Origin of the sequence: Acinetobacter sp. YH12128, assembly GCF_013418655.1 — a bacterium.
Lineage (GTDB): Bacteria > Pseudomonadota > Gammaproteobacteria > Pseudomonadales > Moraxellaceae > Acinetobacter > Acinetobacter amyesii.
This window is the reverse complement of sequence record NZ_VPBO01000001.1, coordinates 230,682-256,390: the sequence shown is the minus strand read 5'-3', so window position 1 is coordinate 256,390 and position 25,709 is coordinate 230,682. Positions and strand designations below refer to the sequence as shown.

At 40.2% G+C, this 25,709-nt stretch carries 25 protein-coding genes and 2 pseudogenes; 10 read left to right on the top strand and 17 right to left on the bottom strand.

The window, feature by feature from the left end:
* Window positions 1–60: 60 nt before the first annotated feature.
* Both FTU64_RS01290 and FTU64_RS01285 read right to left on the bottom strand, forming a co-directional pair.
* Window positions 61–519, bottom strand: coding sequence for an SRPBCC domain-containing protein (locus FTU64_RS01290; RefSeq protein ID WP_180026256.1), 459 nt, complete (start codon window positions 517–519; stop codon window positions 61–63).
* Between the two features lie 142 nt (window positions 520–661).
* A pseudogene (locus tag FTU64_RS01285) lies at window positions 662–1,665 on the bottom strand (aldo/keto reductase).
* Between the two features lie 96 nt (window positions 1,666–1,761).
* Between FTU64_RS01285 and FTU64_RS01280 the strand changes: the two are divergent.
* Window positions 1,762–2,684 (top strand): annotated as a pseudogene (locus FTU64_RS01280) (LysR family transcriptional regulator).
* A 9-nt stretch (window positions 2,685–2,693) separates the two neighbouring features.
* Here FTU64_RS01280 and FTU64_RS01275 read toward each other — a convergent pair.
* Together FTU64_RS01275 and FTU64_RS01270 are read right to left on the bottom strand one after the other, a co-directional pair.
* Window positions 2,694–3,605 carry a bestrophin family protein gene (locus FTU64_RS01275; RefSeq protein ID WP_180059086.1) on the bottom strand — a complete coding sequence of 304 codons (912 nt, stop codon included), beginning with the start codon at window positions 3,603–3,605 and terminating at the stop codon, window positions 2,694–2,696.
* Between the two features lie 136 nt (window positions 3,606–3,741).
* Entirely contained in the window at window positions 3,742–5,469 is a 1,728-nt protein-coding gene (locus FTU64_RS01270) for a glutamine--tRNA ligase/YqeY domain fusion protein (RefSeq protein WP_180049638.1), read from the bottom strand.
* 168 nt (window positions 5,470–5,637) lie between these two features.
* Between FTU64_RS01270 and FTU64_RS01265 the strand changes: the two genes are divergently transcribed.
* Together FTU64_RS01265 and FTU64_RS01260 are read left to right on the top strand one after the other, a co-directional pair.
* Window positions 5,638–6,147, top strand: a complete 510-nt coding sequence (locus tag FTU64_RS01265) for a peptidylprolyl isomerase (RefSeq protein ID WP_078193500.1) — start codon at window positions 5,638–5,640, stop codon at window positions 6,145–6,147.
* A gap of 87 nt (window positions 6,148–6,234) precedes the next feature.
* Window positions 6,235–6,954 carry a UDP-2,3-diacylglucosamine diphosphatase gene (locus FTU64_RS01260; protein WP_168378618.1) on the top strand — a complete coding sequence of 240 codons (720 nt, stop codon included), beginning with the start codon at window positions 6,235–6,237 and terminating at the stop codon, window positions 6,952–6,954.
* A gap of 133 nt (window positions 6,955–7,087) precedes the next feature.
* Here FTU64_RS01260 and FTU64_RS01255 read toward each other — a convergent pair whose 3' ends face one another.
* Both FTU64_RS01255 and hpaI read right to left on the bottom strand, forming a co-directional pair.
* Window positions 7,088–7,306, bottom strand: coding sequence for a transposase (locus FTU64_RS01255; protein WP_168378619.1), 219 nt, complete (start codon window positions 7,304–7,306; stop codon window positions 7,088–7,090).
* 329 nt (window positions 7,307–7,635) lie between these two features.
* On the bottom strand, window positions 7,636–8,430 hold the full coding sequence (hpaI, locus tag FTU64_RS01250; protein ID WP_168379673.1) for a 4-hydroxy-2-oxoheptanedioate aldolase: 795 nt from the start codon (window positions 8,428–8,430) through the stop codon (window positions 7,636–7,638).
* Between the two features lie 252 nt (window positions 8,431–8,682).
* On the opposite strand from hpaI, the gene nfsB reads away from it, so the two are divergent.
* Window positions 8,683–9,336: an oxygen-insensitive NAD(P)H nitroreductase gene (gene nfsB / locus FTU64_RS01245; protein WP_111883737.1), complete on the top strand. Its 654-nt coding sequence runs from the start codon at window positions 8,683–8,685 to the stop codon at window positions 9,334–9,336.
* 115 nt (window positions 9,337–9,451) lie between these two features.
* Window positions 9,452–9,685, top strand: coding sequence for a hypothetical protein (locus FTU64_RS01240; protein WP_078188692.1), 234 nt, complete (start codon window positions 9,452–9,454; stop codon window positions 9,683–9,685).
* Window positions 9,686–10,025: 340 nt separating this feature from the next.
* Here the strand turns inward: FTU64_RS01240 and FTU64_RS01235 are convergent, their stop codons facing one another.
* The 4 genes from FTU64_RS01235 to FTU64_RS01220 form a co-directional block, all read right to left on the bottom strand.
* Window positions 10,026–10,880 carry an EamA family transporter gene (locus FTU64_RS01235; RefSeq protein WP_078193508.1) on the bottom strand — a complete coding sequence of 285 codons (855 nt, stop codon included), beginning with the start codon at window positions 10,878–10,880 and terminating at the stop codon, window positions 10,026–10,028.
* A 111-nt stretch (window positions 10,881–10,991) separates the two neighbouring features.
* Entirely contained in the window at window positions 10,992–12,029 is a 1,038-nt protein-coding gene (gene fba / locus FTU64_RS01230; RefSeq protein WP_078193509.1) for a class II fructose-bisphosphate aldolase, read from the bottom strand.
* A 122-nt stretch (window positions 12,030–12,151) separates the two neighbouring features.
* Window positions 12,152–12,427 (bottom strand): hypothetical protein, encoded by a 276-nt coding sequence (locus tag FTU64_RS01225; protein WP_180059085.1) that lies wholly within the window; start codon window positions 12,425–12,427, stop codon window positions 12,152–12,154.
* Between the two features lie 151 nt (window positions 12,428–12,578).
* Window positions 12,579–13,766, bottom strand: coding sequence for a phosphoglycerate kinase (locus FTU64_RS01220; protein ID WP_180004638.1), 1,188 nt, complete (start codon window positions 13,764–13,766; stop codon window positions 12,579–12,581).
* A gap of 140 nt (window positions 13,767–13,906) precedes the next feature.
* Between FTU64_RS01220 and FTU64_RS01215 the strand changes: the two genes are divergently transcribed.
* The 4 genes from FTU64_RS01215 (at window position 13,907) to FTU64_RS01200 (ending at window position 16,798) form a co-directional block, all read left to right on the top strand.
* Window positions 13,907–14,290, top strand: coding sequence for a DUF2237 family protein (locus FTU64_RS01215; protein ID WP_078188698.1), 384 nt, complete (start codon window positions 13,907–13,909; stop codon window positions 14,288–14,290).
* Entirely contained in the window at window positions 14,290–14,883 is a 594-nt protein-coding gene (locus FTU64_RS01210; RefSeq protein WP_168379679.1) for a nucleoside triphosphate pyrophosphatase, read from the top strand. The genes FTU64_RS01215 and FTU64_RS01210 overlap by 1 nt, the downstream gene beginning before the upstream one ends.
* Window positions 14,884–14,989: 106 nt before the next feature.
* A complete protein-coding gene (locus tag FTU64_RS01205; RefSeq protein WP_180022725.1) occupies window positions 14,990–15,535 on the top strand; it encodes a hypothetical protein in 546 nt (181 codons plus the stop codon).
* 96 nt (window positions 15,536–15,631) lie between these two features.
* On the top strand, window positions 15,632–16,798 hold the full coding sequence (locus FTU64_RS01200) for a cupin domain-containing protein (RefSeq protein ID WP_180054416.1): 1,167 nt from the start codon (window positions 15,632–15,634) through the stop codon (window positions 16,796–16,798).
* Window positions 16,799–16,849: 51 nt separating this feature from the next.
* Here the strand turns inward: FTU64_RS01200 and FTU64_RS01195 are convergent, their stop codons facing one another.
* The 6 genes from FTU64_RS01195 to FTU64_RS01170 all read right to left on the bottom strand — a co-directional run bounded on the left by FTU64_RS01195 (window position 16,850) and on the right by FTU64_RS01170 (window position 22,484).
* Window positions 16,850–17,545 carry a hypothetical protein gene (locus FTU64_RS01195; RefSeq protein WP_180054418.1) on the bottom strand — a complete coding sequence of 232 codons (696 nt, stop codon included), beginning with the start codon at window positions 17,543–17,545 and terminating at the stop codon, window positions 16,850–16,852.
* A 23-nt stretch (window positions 17,546–17,568) separates the two neighbouring features.
* Entirely contained in the window at window positions 17,569–19,407 is a 1,839-nt protein-coding gene (locus FTU64_RS01190; RefSeq protein ID WP_257222166.1) for an ATP-binding protein, read from the bottom strand.
* A gap of 53 nt (window positions 19,408–19,460) precedes the next feature.
* On the bottom strand, window positions 19,461–20,144 hold the full coding sequence (locus FTU64_RS01185) for a response regulator transcription factor (protein ID WP_078188703.1): 684 nt from the start codon (window positions 20,142–20,144) through the stop codon (window positions 19,461–19,463).
* A 225-nt stretch (window positions 20,145–20,369) separates the two neighbouring features.
* Window positions 20,370–21,149, bottom strand: coding sequence for a glutathione S-transferase N-terminal domain-containing protein (locus FTU64_RS01180; RefSeq protein WP_180059083.1), 780 nt, complete (start codon window positions 21,147–21,149; stop codon window positions 20,370–20,372).
* A gap of 146 nt (window positions 21,150–21,295) precedes the next feature.
* Window positions 21,296–21,808, bottom strand: a complete 513-nt coding sequence (gene rraA / locus FTU64_RS01175; protein WP_180059082.1) for a ribonuclease E activity regulator RraA — start codon at window positions 21,806–21,808, stop codon at window positions 21,296–21,298.
* Window positions 21,809–21,818: 10 nt separating this feature from the next.
* Window positions 21,819–22,484 carry an NAD(P)H-binding protein gene (locus FTU64_RS01170; RefSeq protein ID WP_168377555.1) on the bottom strand — a complete coding sequence of 222 codons (666 nt, stop codon included), beginning with the start codon at window positions 22,482–22,484 and terminating at the stop codon, window positions 21,819–21,821.
* A gap of 215 nt (window positions 22,485–22,699) precedes the next feature.
* On the opposite strand from FTU64_RS01170, the gene rpsT reads away from it, so the two are divergent.
* Entirely contained in the window at window positions 22,700–22,966 is a 267-nt protein-coding gene (gene rpsT, locus FTU64_RS01165) for a 30S ribosomal protein S20 (RefSeq protein WP_078188707.1), read from the top strand.
* A 102-nt stretch (window positions 22,967–23,068) separates the two neighbouring features.
* Here the strand turns inward: rpsT and FTU64_RS01160 are convergent, their stop codons facing one another.
* On the bottom strand, window positions 23,069–25,663 hold the full coding sequence (locus tag FTU64_RS01160; RefSeq protein ID WP_180059104.1) for a M66 family metalloprotease: 2,595 nt from the start codon (window positions 25,661–25,663) through the stop codon (window positions 23,069–23,071).
* Window positions 25,664–25,709: the final 46 nt, after the last annotated feature.

The following is a 25,709-nucleotide window of genomic DNA, read 5'->3' as shown; positions in this document are numbered from 1 at the left end:
ACAAGCTTTTCCTTACGGCGTATCAGATGTCATGCTTAATTTTGGTCACTCTTCACATTGCTAAAAGTTCGCATTGCTAAAAGGTGGAAATTTATCTTCAACCAAATTGCTTTGCAGGCCATGTTCTAAATAAATTTTGGCTGCATCCAAAACCGTTGTAAAACCACCTGTACTATCGATAATAAAATCAATTAATGCCTGACCTTGCAGAGGAATCTTTGAATTTTTGATGCGAACATAGGTTTCCATCGGGCTAATTTGCTCAAAAATAAAATCGACCTGAGTTTTTGGTTCACCCCACTGTATTTGAATTAATTTGTTTTCCTTAATATTCAGCACGTCTACATCGGCGACTGCATTATATTTTTGCCAAGTCCATTGCACCGTTTTACCTTCTTCTAGATATCCACTCGATGCACTAAACCAAAAATGCTGTGTTATTAAAGGATCAACAAAAGCATTAAATACGATATTGATGGACTTACGAATTAACATCTGGGTTTCAATCACGACACTCATCAGCATTCCTTCATATTATAATTTTATTCAGTGATAGCACAGAGAACTGATCATTGCCTACCACTGAATTGTTATTGCCCTATTCTGCTGTATGTTCTGAAATAGAGGCTGATGTCACTAGCGTGGGATTCTTCTCTGTAAATTACCCATTCCAATAGGGATAGTATGGATAAGGTGGATACACTGCACTGACTGCGTCTAATCGGGCTAACTGCTCTAAGCTTAATGACCATTCCTTCGCCGCAAGGTTATCCAACAGTTGCTGTTCATTACGTGCGCCTATCAAAATGCTAGACACTGTCGGTCTGGTTTTCAGCCAATTCAATGCAATCTGTGGAATAGAGTGCCCTGTTTCCATGGCGATTTCTTGCATTACATCTAACACTGCAAATAACTTTTCGTGTTGAACTGGCGGTGCGAATTGAGCGGTCTCATGTAGTCGACTTTGCTTTGGAATCGCATGCTCACGATCAAATTTTCCAGTTAATCTCCCCCAGCCCAGCGGACTCCAAACCACTGCACCAATCTGTTGATCATGCTGTGCAGGCATCAACTCCCATTCATAGTCACGTCCAATCAAAGAATAATAGACTTGATGCACACTTAGCTTTTCATAGCCATGCTGCTGAGCAATCGACTGTGCTTTCATGAGCTGCCAGCCTGAAAAATTCGACGCACCGATATAGCGAACTTTTCCACTACCTACCAAGTCATCTAAACTGCGCATCAGCTGCTCAAGTGGCGTCGTGCTATCAAACTGATGCAGAGTTGCAGCACATCAATATAATCCGTACCTAAACGCTTTAAACTCGCCTCCACGGCTTGAATTATATAGCTTCTAGAATATCCACCTTGATTGATTCCATCGTTCAATCGGATACCCACTTTGCTGGAAATAATCACCTCTTGGCGTTTTGAATGAAGTAATGCACCTAGCATCTGCTCTGAGGCACCATTTGAATAAGCATCTGCGGTATCGAAATAATTCACGCCTTGATCAATACAGAGATCAATCATGCGCTGAGCATCATTTAAGCTCGCTTGCCCCCATGCAGAGAAAATAGGGCCTTGCCCGCCAAATGTACCTGCACCAAAGCCGAACTCTGAAACTTGTAAGCCAGATTGCCCTAGGTTGTGATAGTTCATGGTGAATTCCTGTGTTTGATTTATACACAGAATAGGCACAGATGTTTATCAGAAAAACCCTGAATATCAAGAAAGACTTTCTTGATTATATTGATAATGCTAACTGAAGATTTCGACTTATTCACACGAATGGCGATACTGGGTTCAATCAGTCAAGCCGCTAAAGAAGCCAATCTCTCTGTTTCTGTCGCTAGTAGCCGTCTACACAGACTTGAACAAAGTTTAGGGCTGCGCTTATTTCATCGCACTATACGGCAGCTACATTTAACACAGGAAGGTGCTGTTTTATTGCAGCAAGGTTTTCCCTTATTCGAACAATTTAATTCGCTACTGAGCCAATTTCAGCCTGAACCACAACAACTCAGCGGCGTATTAAAAATCACCTGTTCAGAAGTTTTTGGAAATCGTATTTTAGGGCCAGTATTTGCAGCCTTTGCCAAGTTGCATCCAACATTGACTTTGGATATTGAACAGACCGATCAAAATTTAAATTGGTCTCCGCAGGTATCGACGTTGAGATACGTATTGGATAGTTAGAAGACTCATCACTGATTGCTAAACCGCTCAGCTTAAACCGTCGTATTTTGTGTGCCTCGCCTAGCTATATCGAACAACATGGCGAACCTCACTCCCTAGAAGAGCTCTCTATACACCAATGCATTTTACAGAAATACCCTAAGGGTGTTTCGCAGCTTTGGACATTCGTCCAAGATCAACACAACATAAATATACCTGTTTCAGGACAAGTTCATATCAACTCAGGTGAAGGCGTACACCAAGCAGCACTTGCAGGTTTAGGCATCTCAAACCACTCTATTTGGCATGTGGAGGACGATCTACTCTCTGGCCGACTTGTCCAAGTTCTACCAGCAATCCCTGTTCAAAGCACAGCAATCTATGTGGTAATTCCGCATCGACATTTTGTTCCGCCTAAAGTACAGGCCTTTATGCAACACTTGGACGATTTTTTTCAGCATCAATATGCGTGGTATGTATCGCCTAATTTATCTGAAAATTAGGCCAAGAATTTATCTTAAATTACTGTTAAAAGTCTTAATCAGCGGCGGAAGTTCAACTTCTAAGCTGCTATACATTTCACGCTCAATGTTTCGTACAATCGAGTCCAGCGGCAAATCATTTTCCTGCAAGCCAAAAGGCTCTTCCAGTTCTGCACTTAACGCATCCAAACCTAAAAATAAATATGCAATCAAAGCCACAATTACAGGTGTCCAAATCCCTAAACTGGCCTCTAGGCTAAACGGCAAAATCAGACAAAATGAATACACCGCGCGATGTAAAAGCACCGAATAGGAAAATGGCAATGGCGTGGTCATAATACGGTCACAGCCTGCATGGATATCACCCATCGCTACGGTATGACGTGTAAGCGTGCTGTAGATAATGTCTGTAATCTGACCTTGCTTATAGGCTTTGACTAAATCTTTTTGAATAATTTCAAGTAAATACTGTGGTGCATTGATATTGTCTCGGCATTGCTGCCATTGCTGCTCCGTTAAATCTACACCGTCTTTAAAATGTACAATATCTTGTGATTCATAGCGTAAGCGATCACGTAACAAATTGCAAAACAGCATGATGCGGTACATCAACACGGTTCTTTGCTCATCTTCAAGTACATGACTATCCCGAATCATGTGGCGTGTATTGGCAATCAATGTGCCCCAAAGCTTGCGACCTTCCCACCAACGGTCATAACAGGCAGTATTTCGAAAGCTCAAAAAAATCGACAGAATCACCCCAAAGATGGTAAATCCGATGGCAGGAACTTCGGGGGTATTCAGGTAGTGCGCAGCACTTAGATACACCAAAATCGCCGACAAACTCACCACGACGGCTAAAGCAGGCATAACTTTTGGGAGTATCGTGCCATGCCATGCAAATAAAAGTTTAAAGCTATTATTTTTATTTCGAATGATCACTTATTTTCCCTCTGTACTGCCTTAATGAACCATCTCAACCATGAAAAAAGCCCAACCGAAGTTGAGCTTAATTTTAACCTACTTGATCTTAATCTATATAGGATTCAAAGATGAATCCCTTTAAAAATCTAAGATTTTATTTACCCGGTTTGAAACTGTCTTTCAAATCCAGGATGCGGTTAAACACCGGTTTTTCTGCTGTATGATCAAACTGATCTGCAACAAAGTAACCCTCACGTTCAAATTGGAAACGGTCTTCAGGTTTTACTTCTGCCAATGCAGGCTCAATCACCGCTTGAACCACTTTCAGCGATTCAGGGTTTAAGTTAGCAAGGAAGTCATCACCCACTTCAGGGTCTGACTCAGTAAATAAACGGTCGTAGATACGAACTTCCGCAGCAATACCTTTGCTTGCAGAAACCCAATGTACAACGCCCTTCACCTTACGGCCTTCGGGGTTTTTACCTAAAGTTTCAGGGTCAATTGAACATTTCAATTCAACCACTTCACCGTTCTCGTCTTTAATCACTTCATCGCACTTAATCACATACGCATGACGTAAACGCACTTCACCGCCCGGAATCAGACGTTTAAAGCCTTTAGGTGCAACTTCTTCAAAGTCTTTACGGTCGATGTAAATGTCTTGAGTTAACGGAATGATACGGTCACCCATGTCTACGTTTGGATGACGTGCATGCACCAAATCCATCGCTTCAGGCAAGTTGGTTAAAGTCACTTTGAGTGGATTCAACACTGCCATACCACGCGAAGCAGTATTTTCTAAAGACTGACGGATGCAGTATTCAAGCATTGCAACATCTACGATACTGCCATCAACTTTCGTTACACCTACACGTTTGCAGAAGTCACGTAGACCTTCTGGAGTAAAGCCACGACGGCGCATACCCACAACGGTCGGCATACGTGGGTCATCCCAACCATTCACAAATCCACCTTCAACCAATTTACGTAATTTACGTTTAGAGGTAATGGTGTAATCCACATTTAAGCGGCTTGATTCGTACTGACGTGGTACAGATGGTGATTTAACTTTTTCTACAACCCAGTCATAGAATGGACGGTGATCAACAAACTCAAGTGTACACAGTGAATGCGTAACTCCTTCAATGGCATCTGATAATGGATGCGCATAATCGTACATTGGGTACATTTTCCATTTATCACCAGTTTGGTGATGTTCAGAATGCAAAATACGATACAAAATAGGATCACGCATATGAATGTTAGGTGAAGTCATGTCAATTTTGGCACGTAGTACTGCCTGACCTTCTCCCAACTCACCATTACGCATTTGTTCAAAACGCGCTAAGTTTTCTTCTACGCTAGCATCACGTTGCGGCGAGTTTTTACCCGGCTCAACAAAATTACCGCGGTTTAGTTTGATTTCTTCAGGGCTTTGCAAATCCACATAGGCATCACCTTGTTCAATCAATTGAACTGCCCAAGCGTAAAGCTGATCAAAATAGCTCGATGCATAACGCGGCTCGCCGTTCCACTCAAAACCTAGCCATTTCACGTCATTGGCAATACCATCTACATACTCTTGTTCTTCGGCATCTGGGTTTGTATCGTCGAAACGGAGGTTACATAGACCCGCGAATTCTTGAGCAATACCAAAGTTCAGACAAATGGCTTTTACATGACCAATATGTAGGTAGCCGTTTGGCTCTGGTGGGAAACGTGTTACAACTTGTTCTGTACGACCTGCAGATAAATCATCGGTAATGACTTGACGTACAAAATCTAAGCCTGGCTGTTGTTCCTGCTGCGCAGCTTCGACAGGGGCATTGTTCTTGGTTGTCGGATTGTTAGGCAGGGATGAAACAACATCGTTTGGCTTCATGGTAATAAAATCACTTCTATAAAGATAAAATTAGGATAATTAAAACGCTTTTCTTTATTTTTAACAAAGAAAGTAACGTTTTTACTTGCCTTGTAGTTTACAGTTTGCTTATGCTTCTCACAACCAAAAAACCCATGGCTTTCATGTCCATGTACAGGAGATTACACAATGAGTTTTCCTCAAGTCGAATTAAACACCAATAAAGGTCGTATTGTTCTTGAGCTTAACACTGAAAAAGCACCTAAAACTGCTGAAAACTTCTTACAGTATGTTCGCGATGGTTTCTATGACGGCGTGATTTTCCACCGTGTTATTGATGGTTTCATGATCCAAGGCGGCGGCATGGATGAAAACTTCAAAGAAAAAACAACTCGTGATTCTATTGAAAACGAAGCTGACAACGGTTTAAGCAATGATGTTGGTACGATCGCTATGGCACGTACTCAAGCACCTCACTCTGCTTCAGCTCAATTCTTCATTAACGTGAAAAACAACTCTTTCCTTAATCACACTGGTAAAACAGCGCAAGGTTGGGGCTATGCAGTATTTGGTAAAGTAGTTGAAGGTCTTGACGTTGTTGACGCAATCAAAAGCGTTCGTACTGGTAACCGTGGCTACCACGCAGACGTTCCTCTAGAGAACGTTGTAATCGAATCAGCTAAAATCATTTCTGAATAAGAATCCCTCCTAACCTCCCTTTATAAAAGGGAGGAAAAGTCCCTCTTTTTTAAAGAGGGATTTAGGGAGATTCAAAGGAAAAGATTCGTGACCTATCTGTTTATCGCTGATTTACATTTGTCACCTGAACACCCTCGACTCGTTCGGGGGTTTTTAGCTTTGTTAGAACAATACAAAACTCAAAATACCCAGCTGTATATTTTAGGTGATTGGTTTAATGCTTGGATTGGTGATGACTTCACTGCCCCATGGTTAGACGAAATCATTGCAGCGCTTAAAGATTTTACTGCTTTGGGAAATCAAATTTATTTCCAAGTAGGTAATCGTGACTTTGCATTGGGTCAAAAGTTTTTAGATAAATTTCACGGTCAATTATTACAAGACGTTGATTATCTCCACATTAGCAACTATAAAATTCGCCTCGAACATGGCGATTTACTTTGCACCGATGATGTGTCTTACCAAAAGTTTCGTAAAGTGATTCGTAATCCTTTGCTTTTAGGTTTCTTAAAGAGCTTACCGCTTAGCATTCGACAAAAAATCGCCAATGGCTTCCGCAAAAAAAGTACAGAAACCAAGCAAGTTAAATCTTATGAAATCATGGATGTAAATGCCGAAGCTGTAGAAAAAGCTTTAGAGCATGCCGATCTACTGATTCATGGACATACCCACCGCCCCCAAATACACGATGTGCATGGCAAACCTCGTATCGTTTTAGGGGACTGGCGTACAGAACAAGCTCAAATATTAGAGATTGGTGAAAACCCATCTGTGAGTGATTTAAAATTAAAAATTTGGTCTTACTAGTCCATAGCTTTCTAATCGTTAGCCTTTAGAAAAACTTACCATCATATTTGATTAATATACGCATCCAGACCATGCAAACGTAGACTTTAAATTAAGCAAAAAAAAACAGCAGATCATCTGCTGTTTTTTGCTTTTAGGCTAAGCGATATAGCTGGTTTGGGCCAGTATAGAAGCTTTTGCCATCTAGATTCAGGTTAAATGTCTCGCCTGTTTCTAATTCAACCATTTGCCCAACATCAACCCAAATTAAACCAGCATTGGTATTTTGTTGACGTTTTAAAGGCACCATTTTTACATTAATTTCGTCGCCATTTACAGCTTTGGCAGTTTGCCAAGTATTTAAAATATTCAAAAGATTTACTCAACATGTGAGCTTTTTGTGACAGAACAAAGAGATTAATCAATCGGGTTTGGAATAATAATTCTGTAGTTACAAAGATATGATTCAAGTCAGAAGCTTGAATACAGATAAATCACAATCAGCTAAATAAAAAAAGATAAGCAGGAACATTACCCGCTTCGAGTTAAGCAGAAGTATACAATATTGCGCTTTGATTAGCAAAAGTAGGACTTATATATACTCTAAGCCACTACTTTTGCTAAAATTATTGAATTAATTTTTTTAACCAACGAGTAAATTAATTACCCACACAGTAAATAATATAACCAAGGCTGTACCGCTTAGTAACCACCTTCTGTTTTCATTACTTGGGTATCGGTTTTATACTTCGATAAAAGCTCTCGTAACGAATTCATGAGCACACTGGTATCGACACCCACGGCAACAAATTCTGTGCCTAACTCGATATATTTCTGAGTCACATCATGTTGTGTCGACAAAATACCTGCGGCTTTACCCGCCTTACGTATACGCTGAATTGCATCAATCACGGTTTTTTGTACTTCAGGATGGTTCGAATTCCCCTGATAACCCATCGTCGCCGACAAATCCACCGCACCAATAAATACCCCATCGATGCCATCAATTTTCAGTATTTCATCTAAGTTTTTAATCCCCTCAACCGACTCAATCTGAATCAGTAAACAGATATTTTCATGTGCAGTTGCATAGTAGTCAGGAATACTGTTCCAACGTGTTGCACGTGCTAATGCTGCACCTACTCCACGAATACCTTCAGGTGGATAACGTACTGCCTTAACCATAAGTTGAGCTTGTTCAACAGTTTCAACCATAGGAATCAGCAAGGTTTGCGCACCGATATCCAACAATTGTTTAATCAGTTGCACACTACCAATTGGAGGTCGAACTACGGCTTGCGAAGGATATGCTGCAATACTTTGCAATTGCGACAATGTCGTCCGTAAGTCACTTGGTGCATGCTCGCCATCAATTAGCAACCAGTCATAACCTGCGTTTGCAGCTATTTCAGTCCCATAAGCATCGGCTAATCCGACCCATAAACCAATCTGCTGTTCGGTTTTTAATTTTTTCTTGAAATGATTGGTGTAATCCATCGCTGCTGTCTCATGCTTAAACTATGATTAACTACAATTGATTAAACGCCTTTTGGCAAAAACTACCAATAGCATTTATCTATCTTATGATTTTATATAACTCTAATTCGCACTTCATACAGCTTAAATCTGTTAATTTTTAGCCAATGAGTACAGCATATACGACTAAGATCTATCTTTGGAAAATTTTCTCCTTAGACCATTTGGCCATTTATCCGCTAAACTACAGCAAACTATATCTGGAGATATTCGATGGATCTGTTAAACGTATCAAAACAACGCTATACCACGAAAGCATATAATCCTGCTAAAAAAATTCCACAGGAACAATTTGAGCGTTTATTACAAATACTCCGTTTAACACCATCTTCCATTAATATTCAGCCTTGGCATTTTTTTATTGCAGATCATGATGCAGCCAAACAACGCATTGCCAAAGCCTTAGTAGGAAAATATGCCTACAATGCCCCAAAAGTTTTAGATTCATCACATACGATTTTATTCTGTACTAAAGCAGACATCACTGCAGAGCATTTAGATAATCTTTTAAATCAGGATGATCGTAGTGGTCGCTTTAAAGATGACAAAGCCAAACAAGGTCAAAAAGACAGCCGTACAGGTTATGTCGATTATTATCGTAATGAAAAAGGTGATATTCAACGTTGGGCTGAAAACCAAACATTTATTGCTTTAGGTCAAATGCTTTTGGCAGCAGGCATTGAAGGTGTGGATGCAACACCGATTGGTGGATTTGACGAAGCGATCATCACTGAAGAATTGGGCTTAGTTGAACAAAACTTGATTCCTTCTGTACTGATGACTTTAGGCTATCGTAGCGAAAATGATTTCAATGCGAAATTACCTAAATCACGTCTGAATGCTGAAGAAATTTTTACACACCTCTAAGCTTTCCATAAAACCGACGAAAGGGGCAATTTTGCCTCTTTTTTGTCATTTCGGGACTTATTATTTAAACAATTATCGAGTATATTCTGCTCAAAATATACTCAGGTTTCTCCCTATGCCTACAGCTATAAAATTACCTATGAAATTTCATTGCGAAGCGTGCAATACGGTTTATTTACAAAAATATGCGGGCGATATGCTCCATAGCTATCCAAACTGCCCAAACTGTAAACAACCGGGTCAGTTACAAGGCACCATTGAAACTCAAGATTTTCTGAAGCACCCTGTTGCTGTGGGTAAATGTTATTTTGAAAATACCTTACAACGTTTTCAACAACTCACACGTTAAGTAAACATCTAAAACTAAAAGCCCTCAATACGAGGGCTTTTTTAATAACGACATATTTAGTAACAATGTGAGAAAATAGAAATTTTATAAATTGGTCTGAACTTTGCTGAATAATTTGAATCAAAACAACAATTCAAGCAGAGGTGGGACATGTCATATTTACTACAAATGCCGATGAAGTTTGAATGCGGTCATTGCCATCAAATGTATCTGCATACTTATCAATATACTGATCATCACTGCCCTGAGTGTCCAACCTGTCGAGATCAAGGACTGCTCATGGGCGTGGCTGAGTGGGATGATTTACTACAACACCCGATCGTTTTTGCTAAAAATTATCTTAGACAGACATGGCATATGCTAAGCAAACCACACTCATGATCCCTGCAATCAAACCAAATACGGTTGCGACTCTCAATTTTTCTTTAAAGATGATGAGGCCCGCAACCACACCTAAAACCACGACCAAAATATTCATGCCAGCAAATACGATTGCAGGTGTGTCTTTAAGCAACATGTGGGCTTTCACATACAGTGCAATATTGGCAAAGTTTAAGAGACCTAAGCCCAATCCAGCGAGGATATTTTTGGTCTGCCCCAAACTGCCGTGCTGTACGATGTTATAAATACTCGAAAGTAAAAATGCACAAATAAACACCAGATTTAAAGTCACCGCAAACTGCATGCCTAAACCTGAAGCAAATTTTAATAGCACATCAATCAGTGCATAGCCTGCCCAAACGCTTAATAAAAATAAAATCCCCTGCTTTCCATCAATGCTTCCCTTACGCTGTGAAAATAAAATCAGCAATACCGCAAGTACACCAAGTGCAATACCAATGAGCTTAATGGCATTAAAATATTCACTGAAAATAAAATAGGCTGCGCTAAGAGAAAGCACAACAGATAAGCGCTGAGCCAATTCGGTTTTTAAAATACCTGCTGTTTGCAGTGAGCGTGCTAAGCAATAAAAAATCGTCGGCAGTAATACACCCAAAGCCGCAATTAAAACCCACGGCGTTTTATTAATCGAAATATGGGCTAGATCCGGCTTAAACCATAGAAAACATAAAATACTCGCAGATGCATAATTCCATGTGATCATTTGTGCAGGGTTAAAACCCCGATCACGACAGAGTTTTAGAATTACTGAAACGAGAACACTGCAAATCGCGGCAGCAAAGATCAATTCCATGACACGCTCTTATTCTTGAGTTGTATTTAAAGCAATTTTTCTAAGTTCAAATCAAAGAAAAGCCCACTTAATTGTGGGCTTTTCTTCAAAAATAATCTATCTCAAGACAAATTATTTATAGTGACTCACCATTTTCTCTAAAGAAATTGGACGAATCTTGTCAGCATTACCCGCTGTACCAAATGCTTCATAACGATCGATACAAATTTGTTTCATTGCATCAACAGTTGCAGAGAAGAATTTACGTGGGTCAAATTCAGCTGGTTTTTCAGCCATCATACGGCGCATAGCACCTGTAGAAGCAAGACGTAAGTCAGTATCGATGTTAATTTTACGAACACCGTGTTTGATTGCGTCTACAAGTTGGTCTACTGGAACACCGTAAGTTTCGCCGATGTTACCACCGAATTCATTAATTACAGCCAACCATTCTTGTGGCACAGAGCTTGAACCGTGCATTACAAGATGCGTATTTGGTAACGCAGCGTGAATTTCTTTAATACGGTCAATTGCTAAGATGTCACCTGTAGGTGGACGAGTAAATTTGTACGCACCGTGTGAAGTACCCACCGCAATTGCAAGTGCGTCAACATTAGTATCGGCTACAAATGAACGCGCTTCTTCAACTGAAGTTAAAAGCTGAGAATGGTCAAGTACGCCTTCAGCGCCTACACCATCTTCTTCACCAGCCATACCAGTTTCAAGGCTACCTAAACAACCGATTTCGCCTTCTACTGAAACGCCACACGCATGTGCCATTTGAACAGTACGACGAGTTACGTCTACGTTGTATTCGTATGAAGTTGGTGTTTTACCGTCTTCACCTAATGAACCGTCCATCATCACTGATGAGAAGCCAAGTTGAATAGAACGTTGACATACGTCAGGGCTAGTACCATGGTCTTGGTGCATAACCACAGGAATATGTGGCCATTCTTCGATTGCTGCCAAAATCAAATGACGCAAGAACGGAGCGCCTGCATACTTACGCGCACCCGCAGATGCTTGTACAATTACAGGTGAATTTGTTGCATCTGCTGCAAGCATAATTGCACGCATTTGTTCTAAGTTGTTTACGTTGAATGCTGGTACGCCGTAAGCATGTTCGCCGGCGTGATCCAAGAGCTGGCGCAATGAAATAAGAGCCATAATATCCTCCCAGGTAATGCCGCATATTCTACATGCTCAATCATTTCAATTCAGCAACAAATAACACTATTTAAAAAAAAATCCCTGCATTTGCAGGGACTTTTTAAATAAAGACAACAATCTTAGTGAGCTGCTGCTGCTGAAGCGGCTGTTTCAGCGTCAGCTGTTGCTTCGTCTGCAGGTGCATTTGCAATTTCAGCAGGAACATCTTGGTTCTTTTCATCCAATACTGGCTTATCAAGTTCATCAATGGCTTTTTGTTGTTCTGGCGTTGTTTGAGCATTGTCTACGGCAACAGCAGATGCTTCTGATTCCATTGGTGCAGACTCTTTTTTAGCACAAGCTGTCAAAGTTAATGGAGCAATTAAAAGTACAGCAAGTGCAAGTTTTAAGTTCATCGTTGTTTCCTACTACTGCGAATTAGGTGTTGCGATGAATTTTATTGCAGAAATATTGCACTTTGATGACGGCAAAATGAATAGACCATAAAAAAAGGCTGACCGAAGCCAACCTTTTTTAATACTGTATTATCTTATTGATAATGCTTCATTAAGCACGTTCGATAAGCGCTGCTACAGCAGGAAGAGTTTTACCTTCAACGAATTCAAGGAAGGCACCACCACCAGTCGAGATGTAACCAATTTTGTCTGCAACTTCATATTTATCAATTGCAGCAAGCGTGTCACCACCACCCGCGATCGAGAAGCCTTCAGATTCTGCAATCGCTAAAGACAATGCTTTTGTGCCTTCGCCGAATTGATCAACTTCAAACACACCTACTGGGCCATTCCATAGAATAGTTTTTGAAGTTTTCAAAATCTCAGCAAATGCTTTGGCAGTTTCAGGACCTACATCCAAAATCATGTCGTTATCTGTTACATCTTCAACTTTTTTCACAACAGCTTTAGCAGCAGCTAATGAACCGAGGAAGTCTGCAAAATCAATTTCAGCAGCATCAGCAACAACAACATCTGTTGGAAGTGGTACAGATACTTTTGCAGCAATGGCTTTTGCTGTGTCGATCAGGTCATTTTCACAAAGTGATTTACCAACATTAAAGCCCGCAGCAGCTAAGAATGTATTGGCAATACCACCACCCACGATCAATTGATCACAGATGTCAGATAGTGAAGTTAATACATCTAATTTAGTAGAAACTTTTGAGCCTGCAACAATCGCAACCATTGGTTTTGCAGGAGTTTTAAGTGCACGACCTAGCGCATCAAGCTCAGCAGCAAGTAAAGGACCTGCAGCAGCCACTTTTGCACAACGTGCTACGCCTTCAGTCGATGCTTCTGCACGGTGAGCCGTACCAAATGCATCCATAACGTAGACATCACAAAGTGCTGCATATTTAGCAGATAATTCAGGATTGTTTTTCTTTTCACCTACGTTGAAACGGCAGTTTTCAAGTAAAACCACTTGACCTGGCGCAACGTCAACACCATCCAAATAGTCAGTGATCAGTTGAACGTCTTGACCCAAAGCTTCTGTTAAATAAGCGGCTACAGGTGCTAGAGACTGTTCTGCTTTAGGCTCACCTTCAACAGGACGACCTAAGTGTGAATACACCATTACAGCAGCACCTTTTTCTACAGCTGCTTTAATTGTTGGCAACGCCGCACGTAACCGTGCATCGCTTGTAATCACGCCATTTTTAACTGGTACGTTAAGATCTTCACGGATCAGAACACGTTTACCCGCCAAATCTAGGTCAGTCATACGCTGAAAGTTCATGCATTACTCTCTTTTATTGATATCAAAACGCGACGATTTTAAATGATTATGCAGAAAAACGTTAGCTTCTTTTGCAGAAAAGCTATGTAGAGCCAAAGTTTTGTTATGATAGCGAAAAGCCTTATAAAGATTCAGCGCTTATGTCGATTCATCCAGACCCAAATATTAATCGTTTAAATGTTTTAGGCGAACCCTTGGCAAGCTGTTGTTTTGATCCGATTACCGGATATTTTAGAAATGGCTTTTGCCATACAGCAACAACAGACCTTGGTCAGCATACGATGTGTGCACAAATGACATCTGAATTTTTAAACTTTTCCCAAAAAGTTGGCAATGACCTAATCACACCTTTACCCGAAGTTGGTTTTCCAGGACTACAACCTGGTGACTTCTGGTGTATCTGTGTGACTCGCTGGGTGGAAGCGTATCAAGAAGGATTTGCCCCACCTATTAAAATACAAGCGTGTCACCAAGCGGCGCTGTCTTATGTACCGCTTGATGTACTTATGGAATATGCAGTGTAATGAGTACTCCCAAAATCATTTTGGCTTCGAGCAGCCAAACCCGTAAAGACCTAATGGACCGTTTACGGATTGATTATCACTCAATCGTACCAGATATAGACGAAACACCTCGCGGTGAGAACCACGCCGATGAGTTAGCGAAGCGACTGGCATTTGAAAAAGCTTCAGCGATTGCAAACCAGCACCCAGATGCAATTGTGATTGGTTCTGACCAAGTCGCATGGCGCGAAGGCGCACCGGATATTTTTATTGGTAAACCGCTTTGCGATGAAAAAGCCGTTAAGCAGCTTCAAGCCAACTCTGACAAAATCGTTTATTTCAGTACTGCACTTAGTGTCCAACAAAAATCGATAGGTTTTGAACAAACCCTTGTCGAGCACTATAAAGTGAAATTTCGCAAACTAAGCTTACCTGAAATTGAACGTTATGTTCAGGTTGAACAACCGTTACACTGCGCTGGCAGTTTTAAATGTGAAAGTTTAGGGATTAGCTTATTTGAAGAAATGATCGGGCAAGACCAAACTACACTCATGGGTATGCCGATGATTAAACTCTGCAATATTTTGCGTGAGCTTAAGATCTTAGTCCCATAATTTTAAAATCTTTATCTGTTACAGCATAATAAACACATCATTAGCTCTTTATGGGCTAATGATTAAAAAGTCACTTACTTATTTATTACAACCAAGAACTGAAAACATGAAAACGTTTAATTTAATTTCATCTAGCCTCATTAGCATTAGCCTTCTATTTTGTTCGACAAACGGTCATACCAATACAGTGAATCAAACTGTGACCAACTCTCAGCAATACAACAAAAACTTAGTCAATGAGTGGGTTCAATATAAATTTATCTATGCTGAATTAGAACAACAAGGCGCTGCGATGCAGGAGCAAATCATTCAACAACTGGGCACTAAAACCAAAACCGGTGGTAGTAGCACGCCAGAACAACAAATCAATAAACTGGTTGCTCTAGGCAAACAAAAATTTGAAAGCATTCAACCACAAACAGTTGAAGTGAAAAAACTTCTAAAACTACAAACCGAAAATGTTGAAATGATGGCAAAAGTCATGCCGAATCATTTCAAATTAATGTCTGACAAAGAAAATACTAAAATTGACACCAATGCACATTTTGAGCAATTCATGAAATTTTCAGCGACAACGGCTGCTGCCAATAGCTATGATTTGGAAGTTGAAAAATTAGTCATGCAATATCTCAAAGACAATCCTTTAAAATAGTCTCAAGCTAATCGAAATAATTTAATGAAATAGAGCCTTGCTAAAAACAGGAATCTCAAGGGACAATATATCCATTAAAATTGTATGTATTTAGTTATGGCTCATTCTCTTGACATCCTCGGCGGCATAAGCGCTGAACAATTCCTTGCCGAATATTGGCAGAAAAAACCATTATTGGTTCGTAATGCACTCCCTGAAATTGCCCAAATACTTGAACCGAAAGACGTTCTTGAATTGGCTTTAGAAGACAATGTCACTGCACGTCTCATCAAACAAAAAGATCGTGATCCTAACCAATGGACAGTGAAATCTTCTCCACTACTTAAAGCCGATTTTCAAAAAATGCCGAAACTGTGGACTTTATTGGTTCAAGCTGTCGATCATTATTCTTTTGACCTAGCCGAGCTTTGGAAGCAGTTTTCATTTATTCCGCAATGGCGTCGTGATGACATCATGGTGTCATATGCACAAAAAGGTGGCTCTGTCGGGCAACATTTTGATTTTTACGATGTATTCCTCGTACAAGGCTATGGTCACCGCCGTTGGCAATTGGGTCAGATGTGTGATGCCGATACTTCATTTGTCGAAGGTCAACCGCTTCGCTTACTGCCAGAAATGGACGTTCATTTTGATGAAGTGCTTGCTCCCGGCGACTTACTTTATGTGCCACCAGGCCTATCACACTATGGCGTAGCTGAAGATGAATGTCTAACGTATTCATTTGGCTTCCGCATGCCAAATGTCACAGAAATGATGGATCGAGTGACAGACAAATTCACAGACAATCCTCTACTTAAAAATCCATTAACTGACATTTTACGTGACCAAATCAGTGCGATTGGCCAAGTGACTGAAAATGAACTTGAGTATTTAAAAGAAAAGTTATTTGAACAATTGCAAAATTCAACCGTACTTGAAGATGCAATCATGAGCTTAATGTCAGAACCTAAATATCCTGACAATATTCCTGAAGCCGAAGAAATAGGCACTGGTGATCTTGAAGAGGCCTTAGATCAAGGCTATCAACTCATGTTAGAACCTGCTTCACGCTTACTTTACACAGAGCAAGATAGTGATATTTTGTTTTGGGCAAATGGCGAAGGAATCTGTATCTCAGACGAATTTGCAGTGCATTTAAAAACCATTGCCGATGGTCAAAGTCTAGCGCTAGACGAATCTTTATATGATGCTGATATTTTAGAAGATATTGCCATGCTATTAAATGAATCTGTACTCATGCTCGTCCCAACAGAAGCTGAATAAAATCAATAAAAAAGGGAGCGTCACGCTCCCTTTTTATGCTACTGAATAGCATTATTTTCGCTTTCTACGATTTAAAAAATCTTCGACTTGATCGGCTTTTTTCTCCACGATGACGCGATAAACCCATACAATCAATAACACCAATCCAATAAACCAAAGATAACGCATTACGCCGTATTGACTACCTTTGCCTTGCCAAATTTGTAATTCAATACTTTGAAACTCCACATTCCTTGACTCTAACAAACTCAGTTGACTGGTCATACTATTTGGATCATTGGCAGCATTGACTGAGAAAGGCGCACCGTCCATAACAAAGTTAAAATCTTGTCCTGCATCTAATGTTTCTAATCGTTCAATCTGATCAACACCTGCGTCCATTTGCATGAGATTGCTTGAGGTTTGTTGAATAGCGGCATTGTAGTTATCAATTTGAAATTTAACGGATACCTCACCACTGGTCATTGCCCTACCTTTGACCAACAAGACTGCACGATATGGGTTTTGGCTCGATGTAGCAGTGTAATCCACTGCAAAATTTTTAGTGTTTAATGCATTTGTATCGCTTTGACTTTCTGTAAGTAATTGCTGAATTTCTTCGGTACTTAACACTGCTTGTTGGAACAAAATCTGCCCATACTCACCCGGTTTAGGCGCTTGATCCTGCGAACCACAAGCGGCGATAAAAGTGACACAGCAGAACAATGCTATGCGCTTTAGATGACTTAATATCGAATTGATCATCATTTTTATTATTTCAACATTTTATTTTATGCAGCTGATTTTAAATTAATTTCTGTATGAATAATCGTACAGCCTTGCTGAGAATGAATTTTGAAATTTCCGCCTATACGCTCCACACGCATTTTCATACTTCGCATGCCGATACTCATGCCATGATTTGAAACACTCTCAACATCAAAACCTACGCCATCATCTTCAATGGTTAATAACAATGCGCCATTCTCGAACTGTGACAGCGTCACATTGACATGATTTGCTTGGCTATGTTTCACAATATTGGTCAGGCTTTCTTCAATTACTCGTATTAAAGTCAGGCACTGAATTGCCGTTGGTTTGATCGCCCACTGCGAAGGAATGCACCATTTGGCATTCATTTCCACTTCATCCATCAACTGGCTAAAGCGATGTCGAACTGGTGCGATCCAGAGCAAAGGTGAATCTGGCACTTTGCTGTCCAAAGATGATCCACTATCAATAATTTGCCTTAAATCATCGCGCAGTAATTTCAACATCGACAAGAACTGTCTGTTTGGAATATTACTTTCACATTGGTCAACCAAAATCATCGAGCGCACAATAGATGCGCCCAGACCATCATGCAGATCATGTGATAATTTAATCCGTTCCTGTAAGCGTACATTACTCAGTTCAAGCTGATGTTTATCATTCAAGCTACTGCATAATTCATCACTGACTTTCTGAACTTCAAATGCCAAATCATCATTATATTTTTCAATTTTCTGTATATTCCGATTGAGTCTCGCCCCCAAGATCACCACGATAAATAAGGTAATAATCGGTGAGGTAAATGGAGATAACGGTGTAAAACCATGTTTTGGAAAGAGGGCCAGTACTGTGATGTCTACAATGACCATCACAATAATCGCAGTCAAACAAAGTGCTAATAAAGTATAATCCCTTCTTCTTTCTTTAAAACTAATCCAGCAAAGATAAATGTAAGTGATAAAAAAGAGGCTGCAATATAATAAGAAAATGAGGCTCGAAATTTCCGCATTTCGCTCAAACGGCCAAATACACACTACACCAATCAGAGATGCTGTCAGCATGGTAAATGACAGCTCAATGCGAGGAAATTTACGCCCAAGAAAGCGCAAAATATAGATGCTAAAACATTGAAAGTACAGCATTGCAAATATCAAATTAGCTTTGGTGGAAAAAACCGAATTTGGATATGGAAAGGTTTCAGTGGTCAGGGCATTACTGAGAAATAAAATCCACAGCACTGTTGAAAGCGCAAACCAGCCAAAACTGGTATCACGAGGACGCATCAACCAAATGATAAAGCAAATTAGACCCAAGACCCCAGAAAGAAAAATATTTAACTGTAATATGGTCCGACGTGTAAATGTTGTTTTTTCGGCTTGCTCTACCGTTGCCATTACATTGTTAAATACTACTGGGCCCAAGCCAGCATTTAAACTCGAGTAGCCATAAACATAGATCAAGGTTTCATTATGATCATGCTTGATTCCACTTATCGGTAAAATCCAATAGCGTGCAACATTCCAACTTTTAGAGACCGGTTCTTGAAGATTTTTATTGGTCCACAGCAAGTCGCCATTCAGAAAGACTGAACCCGTATTAATAATGTAATCAACATATAGTGCGATGGGTTCTGCCAAACGCGCATTATTTTTACAGTACCAAGACCAGTCTAATTTATACCAAGCACCACCTTGATAACCCTCCCAGTCTTTATCTTCTTTCCAACGGTCAGGTAATTGCGTGGTTTTCCATCCCGTTCTGGGTAATTCTTGATTGGATGGTGTCTTCACCCGTGAAATGCTATTCACAGTTACATTACATTGATCATTTACAGGGAAAACTTGCTCTGCATGACTCAAGCTCCCCCATACTAAACAGAGGATAAATAAGAAAAAATATCCTCCTTTACGCATTATAGAATACCCATAGATCTTGCTGTACTCACGGCTTTGGTACGTTTCGTTACGGCTAATTTGCGATAAATATGTTTAATATGGCTTTCTACCGTATAGCGTGAAACAAAAAGCTGTTCAGCAATCTCACGGTTACTCAAACCTTGAGCAACCAAACATAAAATTTCTTTTTCACGACTGGTCAAGAGGTTCAAGTCTGCTTCATCGGCGACTGTTTGTTCTGGACTTGGCGCTTCGGCTTCGGATATTTGTTTAAGGATTTCTCGTGCAATAAATGGGTCAATCGGCGCCCCACCACGTAAAATACTCCGAATAGATAAAAGTACTTCAGCATCATCACGTTCTTTTAATACATAGCCCGTTGCACCTGCTTTAATTGCGGCAAATAAGCTTTCTTGTGTACTCCATGCAGAGACAACCAAGATCATGGTATTACTTTCGAGGGAACGTATTTTTTCAATAATTTCGATACCACTACCATCAGGCAAACCTAAGTCAACTAAGGCTAAGGATATCGGTTGGGTCTCTACGGCTTGAATAGATTCTTTAACATTTTTGGTGAAGATAAGCTCTTCCCGCTTATAACCCAGCTCTGTCAAAATTTGACGTAAACGTAATTGAATAATTTCCTCATCTTCAACGACGAGCACCGGTACGGGTAGTATGACTTCTTGTGGTGACATGATTTACTTCCCCCGAAAAAATGAAATGTCTTTTACATTAATGAGTTTAATCCTTTTAGGATATCCCTATAATTAAGTAAATTTCTTATTTTTAATAATTTATTCTAATTCAATTGATGCAGCTATGATGCATTTTTCTTCTAATTTTAAATCCATTTAACATTACAATATGTGTATAGCCATCAGTCTGACTATACACTGCACTTAGCTTAAACTTGAGTGAGATTAGCTCAAATATTGCTTCTTCAGATATTTTACAATTTTTTCAGATTCAAAAAGTTCTACACCAGTATTAGGATCTTTCAAATATGGCACTTGAATATTGTTCCCCATGATTTTTAACACTTGTTCACGCTTGCCACCTTTCAGGGGTACATATTTACCAGGTCTTAAGCGCATTACCGCTAATCCCTGATCTTGCCAACGTTCCTTAGCCACATTATGAAAGATATATGCCAATTCCATTTCAGACAATGCGCTACGTACGATGCGTGTATATGGACTCGCTTCAAAACCCCATAGTTCTAAGAGTTGACTTGGTGCATCACGATGGATAACTTTACGCTGCACCCACACCCCTTGAGCCCCATTAATTAAGGTTCCAACAAAGGCAACATACGGAATTTTAGGATAATTGGCATACTTCTTAGGAGTCTGGCCTGTTTTGCCATAATGTTTAAATAAATGATGAATAATTTGCTGAGATTCGTACAAACGATCCCCAGTATTGTCATCCACCAAGAAAGGGAATTGCTGTTTTCCACCCAATTTTTGCACGTCTAAACGGTACTTTTTAGCCCCTTTGGGACATGGGTAGACCTCATAATCCAAATTGAGTGTGGTTAGTACTTCTCGTACACGACGACAATAGGGAGACCCTTCAAATTCGTACAGTTTAAGGGCTTTTTCAGGTTGTTTCGGATAAGGCGTCCCATTTGTACCTCGTCCGCCCTCTGCTACGCCTGAGAGCAACGCTTGCGCCACTTTTAATTGATGCAACAACATACTTTTTTCCTTTCTTTTTTTATTTCGTATTTTTATACAACAGCCGAGAGTCCTCAGCTGATGTTTGTATTTTCTTTTTCACATTTATATCGTCGTGTATGAGCAAGAATTACGCTTTCATTCCACGACTAAAAATTCAAGTACGCTTATAAAGCAACCAATTGCTCTTTTGAAACAACGATGCCGTTATTGTCAGCATAAATAAAATCACCAGACTGAATGTTTACACCACCAAAACTTAATGGAATATCTGTTTCACCCACGCCTTTGCGGTTACTTTTTTGTGGAATCGCAGCCAAAGCATGCACACCTAAATCAAGTTCTGCAATCGCATCAACATCACGCACGCAGCCGTAAATAATGACGCCATTCCAATGATTGTTAACTGCAGATTCAGCAATCATATCACCCATCAAGGCACAGCGCATCGACGCACCACCATCCACAACCAATACTTTACCCGTACCATCGGTTGCCAATAATTCTTTAACACGAGAGTTATCTTCAAAACATTTGACCGTCATCACCTGACCGCCAAAACTTTTTCGTGCACCATAACTTTGAAAGAATTTACCATCCAACGACGGGATCACCACTTGTAATTCTTTATCTGGATGATCATCAAGTAAATCACAGGTGACGAATGGAACTGTAGACACGGTATTTCCCTCATTTAATTGTTAGTATGCGTAAATTATCATAAATCTCGAACTTTTCAGTCTGAGTTTGTGCTGCATCGACCATAGTATGAGCCACTTGCTGTGCTGTCACTGGCTTAAATTTGAAACGGTCTGGTACAAAATGCGAAAAGCGCATATAAAGTTTCTGTGTCGCATCTTCTAAACGCCGAGATTCATGACGCTCGCCAAGTAACAGCGAAGGCTTTAATATCGAAAGTTGATTTAACTTTAAGGTTTTTAAATAATATTCCAATTCCCCTTTGACTCGATTATAAAAAAATGCGGAATTGGCGTCAGCGCCCATAGCACTAACTATGATCAAATGGGTTTCTGTATATTCTAATAATTCAGCAAAATGCGCATTGATGCTAAAATCGATATGATAAAAATGATCTTTAGACCCTGCTTTTTTAATGGTCGAGCCTAAACAACTAAAGGCATGACTATAATCTCTCACATCATCCTGAGTCAGAGAAAGAAAGTCACTGATCACCATTTGTTGAACTTTTGCCAGTCCATTCAGTTCATGGTCACGCTGACGTACCACAGCAGTAATATTCTTACATCTTGCATTTTGACTGAGCTGACGAACCAATTCCCGCCCGACCAATCCTGTTGCTCCGATGACAATCGCATTCTCTATACTTTTAGTCATTTTTCATACAATCTCAATCACTTTAGACTAATCTAACGTTTTCTTTAAAATTTTTCTGCATCTAAAATGTTGTCAAAGCATGTCAAGACTTGACTTAAGCGCTTAGTTTAATCACAATATGGCACTTGTTTACGGGCTGGTGATAGTTCTTCTGATGTTGGTTTTCAGATGTAATTTCAGCCCGCCCAGACCAATCTATTTCAAGGAGTGCACGAGTGGCAAACTCTGCTCAAGCAAAAAAACGTGCTCGTCAAAACGTTAAAGCACGTCAACACAACGCAAGCTTACGTTCTATGGTTCGTACTTATCTTAAACGCACAGTAGCTGCTATTGCTGCTGGTGATTATGCTGTCGCTACAGAAGCTTACAAAAAAGCTGTTCCTGTTATCGATCGTATGGCTGATAAAGGCATCATCCATAAAAACAAAGCTGCTCGTCATAAGAGCCGTTTAAATGCACAAGTTAAAGCTTTAGCTAACTAATTTGTTGCGATGAAAAAAGCCCTTTTTAGGGCTTTTTTTGTGCCTATAGATTTTTAAAAGCAAAAAAATAAAGTCCTCGATGGACCTTATTTTTTTTATAGGCTATTTATTAATCAGCTTCATATTCGTTGCTGATAAGTACATCCATAATAAATTTTGACTTGCTGTTAAATTTGTCCAACGCTGATTGGCACCATTGGTACAGCTATATCGAATTAAATCCGCACGGTTATTTTGCAAACGTCCCGTATTTAAATCCATACATTGACCACTTTGACGAATCGTTGTAGTCGCAGGGTCCATGGTCCAAATTTGATTGGTTTGGTTTAACATGCAGCGTTCTAGCGTCACTTTAGCTGAACCACCGTTGCCTGTAATACATTGATCTGGATTTGACTTACTGTGTATACGACCAATGGCATCATATACCCACTGTTCAGTATCATCCGCAGTACATCCGCTTGGACCACTGATGTACAAATTTAATGCTCCATCAGTTAAGGTTTCAGATTTCAAACAGTTGTTACCATTTTTGATCAATGTCGTCTGCTCGAACATACCTTCTTGAGTGACTGAAAGCTTTTTCATAAATGCTTCGAGTGCGCTTTGCGCCTCAGGTACTTGATTGGTTAGGTCTTGTGCATACACATTCATCCAACGATTTAGTCGGTATGCGGTGTTTTGTTGCGACTCATAACGGGTTAATTGCTGACGCGCCACACTATTCATCAATGACTTGTCATTTTTATATGACTCATACAGCATTTTTTCAGTTGGATTAAGAGCAACAACAGCATTTGCAGCTTGCGCTTCCAAAGCACTTTCTAATTGAGGAAGCTCGATAGCACGCAAAGCACTATAACCATGCTGACGTCCAATTTTGACGGCCGGCTTGATCGCTGTGCTGTAAACTGGAATTTCAATATTTGCTAATAATTTGGCTTCTTCACCTGCTTTTTTACAATATAAATTGACCTTCTGTGGTTGATCTGCCAAAGCTAAATTGACATGCAGTTTATTGGCATTACTACCTAGTCGTACAGGTGCTAAAGCAATATTGTTGACTTTATTCGTGTATTGCACATTCAACCAACATGCCGCTTGATCCAAAGCGGTATTGGCAGCATTTAAGTCATACACATTACCCCAGTTTGAACGTGCCGCAGGATACAACAAACCAACTTGATTGACTGGATCATACCCCCCTAAAATGGTAATTACGGGCTGACCAAAGACCCGTGGTCGTGGATAATTTTGATCTGCGTTATACCAAACCGGAGCCGTAGAATTTGGCATCTTCGGTTGAGCGACTTGCATTTCACGAGTGGTTTTGTTCCACTTTTTGTAGCCGGTAGGCGAAGTTTCGTCCCAGACATAACGGTCAAAGTGTGGTTGAATTTTCAGGAATGTGCTGTAACCCGTATAGTGTGTGTAGCGTGATACATTACTATCAGGATACCCGCCGGACATGGCATCTTTTCCGTACGGGAACAAATTTTTAAAATTTGGGATACCATTCGCTCCATCCCACTTCCATGTCGCCGTCCATGATAGATTTCCGCGCATCATATTGCGATTGGCAATATAACCCCATCCACTGTCCGCATGATGTGCAGCCCAAAATAGATTGTCACCTACCTGACCAGGGTAATGTCCTAAACCATAGTGATGGCCAATTTCATGGCTAAATTCATTCCCTACAGAATCATAAAGCGTGAGCATGCCATTACCACCACTCAGTCCATGAGTATGCACACCATTGGCATAGTTCCCCTTCGTATGATGGACAACTACTGTTTGGGTTAATTGTGGCTGACTTTGGTTGGCCATAGATGCACTGGTAATACCCCAGTTAGCAAGGTTTATACCAACACTAAAGGTTGATTTACCGACATCCTCACGCATGTCTCCTGCATAAACACCACCATCTCCGGCACTTTTACTGTCATAAATAACACCTGAAGATACCATTGCACGTGTTAACTGAATATCATCATATTGTGCAACCGTCATTTCTGCTGCAGGAATGGTTTGGAAATAATCTGTGCCCGCTTTTTCAGGCTCTAGTAGCATATAGTGGCCGGTAGAATTTGGCTTATCTGCCAACATACCAACACGGATATTATTTAAAACCAATTCACCTGGTGCAGCAAAATCGATTTTATCCTCAGCCAATTCCCCGCTGACTTTATTTGCGTCAATAAATTTTAATCTTAGACCGGGTTTAACTTCATCCCATTTGAGCTTCATGGTCCACGCGCGTTTACTGTACCAAACATCTGGACGACCTCTTTGCCCACTCTGGTCTGAAACAGGCATTTGCGTCGGATCATCCAATGTCGCGGTACGAATTAAGCGGTTGTTTTGATAGATTTCTACTTTGAGTTGCTTGATGTTTTGCATATCAAGTGTTGGCGTCACGATAAGCAGCGCTTCTTTTTCACTGGTTAACCGTGGCATTTTCTTGGCTTCGTTCGTATTCGGATCGACGACATGACTTTGACCAAATTGAACTTGCGCTGAAAAGTTGCCGACTAAATCATTTCGTATTTCACGAACAGCATCATTTGCATCGTAGTCATAAAAGCCAATACTGGTATCATCGACTATGTCTTGAGTCGGTTCTGGATAATTTGCAGTTGATGCAGAACCACTTGAGCTATCACCACCGCCTCCACCACCACAAGCAACTAACATTAATGACACAATACAAATTGATAATTTGTTATATGAAAAATCTATC

Excerpts from the sequence above, each read along its gene's own strand:
- FTU64_RS01290 (WP_180026256.1), bottom strand. The coding sequence starts at position 519 with ATGAGTGTCGTGATTGAAACCCAGATGTTAATTCGTAAGTCCATCAAT.
- FTU64_RS01270 (WP_180049638.1), bottom strand. The coding sequence starts at position 5,469 with ATGAAGCCAAACGATGTTGTTTCATCCCTGCCTAACAATCCGACAACC.
- FTU64_RS01265 (WP_078193500.1), top strand. The coding sequence starts at position 5,638 with ATGAGTTTTCCTCAAGTCGAATTAAACACCAATAAAGGTCGTATTGTT.
- hpaI (WP_168379673.1), bottom strand. The coding sequence starts at position 8,430 with ATGGATTACACCAATCATTTCAAGAAAAAATTAAAAACCGAACAGCAG.
- nfsB (WP_111883737.1), top strand. The coding sequence starts at position 8,683 with ATGGATCTGTTAAACGTATCAAAACAACGCTATACCACGAAAGCATAT.
- FTU64_RS01240 (WP_078188692.1), top strand. The coding sequence starts at position 9,452 with ATGCCTACAGCTATAAAATTACCTATGAAATTTCATTGCGAAGCGTGC.
- FTU64_RS01235 (WP_078193508.1), bottom strand. The coding sequence starts at position 10,880 with ATGGAATTGATCTTTGCTGCCGCGATTTGCAGTGTTCTCGTTTCAGTA.
- fba (WP_078193509.1), bottom strand. The coding sequence starts at position 12,029 with ATGGCTCTTATTTCATTGCGCCAGCTCTTGGATCACGCCGGCGAACAT.
- FTU64_RS01225 (WP_180059085.1), bottom strand. The coding sequence starts at position 12,427 with ATGAACTTAAAACTTGCACTTGCTGTACTTTTAATTGCTCCATTAACT.
- FTU64_RS01220 (WP_180004638.1), bottom strand. The coding sequence starts at position 13,766 with ATGAACTTTCAGCGTATGACTGACCTAGATTTGGCGGGTAAACGTGTT.
- FTU64_RS01215 (WP_078188698.1), top strand. The coding sequence starts at position 13,907 with ATGTCGATTCATCCAGACCCAAATATTAATCGTTTAAATGTTTTAGGC.
- FTU64_RS01210 (WP_168379679.1), top strand. The coding sequence starts at position 14,290 with ATGAGTACTCCCAAAATCATTTTGGCTTCGAGCAGCCAAACCCGTAAA.
- FTU64_RS01205 (WP_180022725.1), top strand. The coding sequence starts at position 14,990 with ATGAAAACGTTTAATTTAATTTCATCTAGCCTCATTAGCATTAGCCTT.
- FTU64_RS01200 (WP_180054416.1), top strand. The coding sequence starts at position 15,632 with ATGGCTCATTCTCTTGACATCCTCGGCGGCATAAGCGCTGAACAATTC.
- FTU64_RS01195 (WP_180054418.1), bottom strand. The coding sequence starts at position 17,545 with ATGATGATCAATTCGATATTAAGTCATCTAAAGCGCATAGCATTGTTC.
- FTU64_RS01185 (WP_078188703.1), bottom strand. The coding sequence starts at position 20,144 with ATGTCACCACAAGAAGTCATACTACCCGTACCGGTGCTCGTCGTTGAA.
- FTU64_RS01180 (WP_180059083.1), bottom strand. The coding sequence starts at position 21,149 with ATGTTGTTGCATCAATTAAAAGTGGCGCAAGCGTTGCTCTCAGGCGTA.
- FTU64_RS01170 (WP_168377555.1), bottom strand. The coding sequence starts at position 22,484 with ATGACTAAAAGTATAGAGAATGCGATTGTCATCGGAGCAACAGGATTG.
- FTU64_RS01160 (WP_180059104.1), bottom strand. The coding sequence starts at position 25,663 with ATGTTAGTTGCTTGTGGTGGTGGAGGCGGTGGTGATAGCTCAAGTGGT.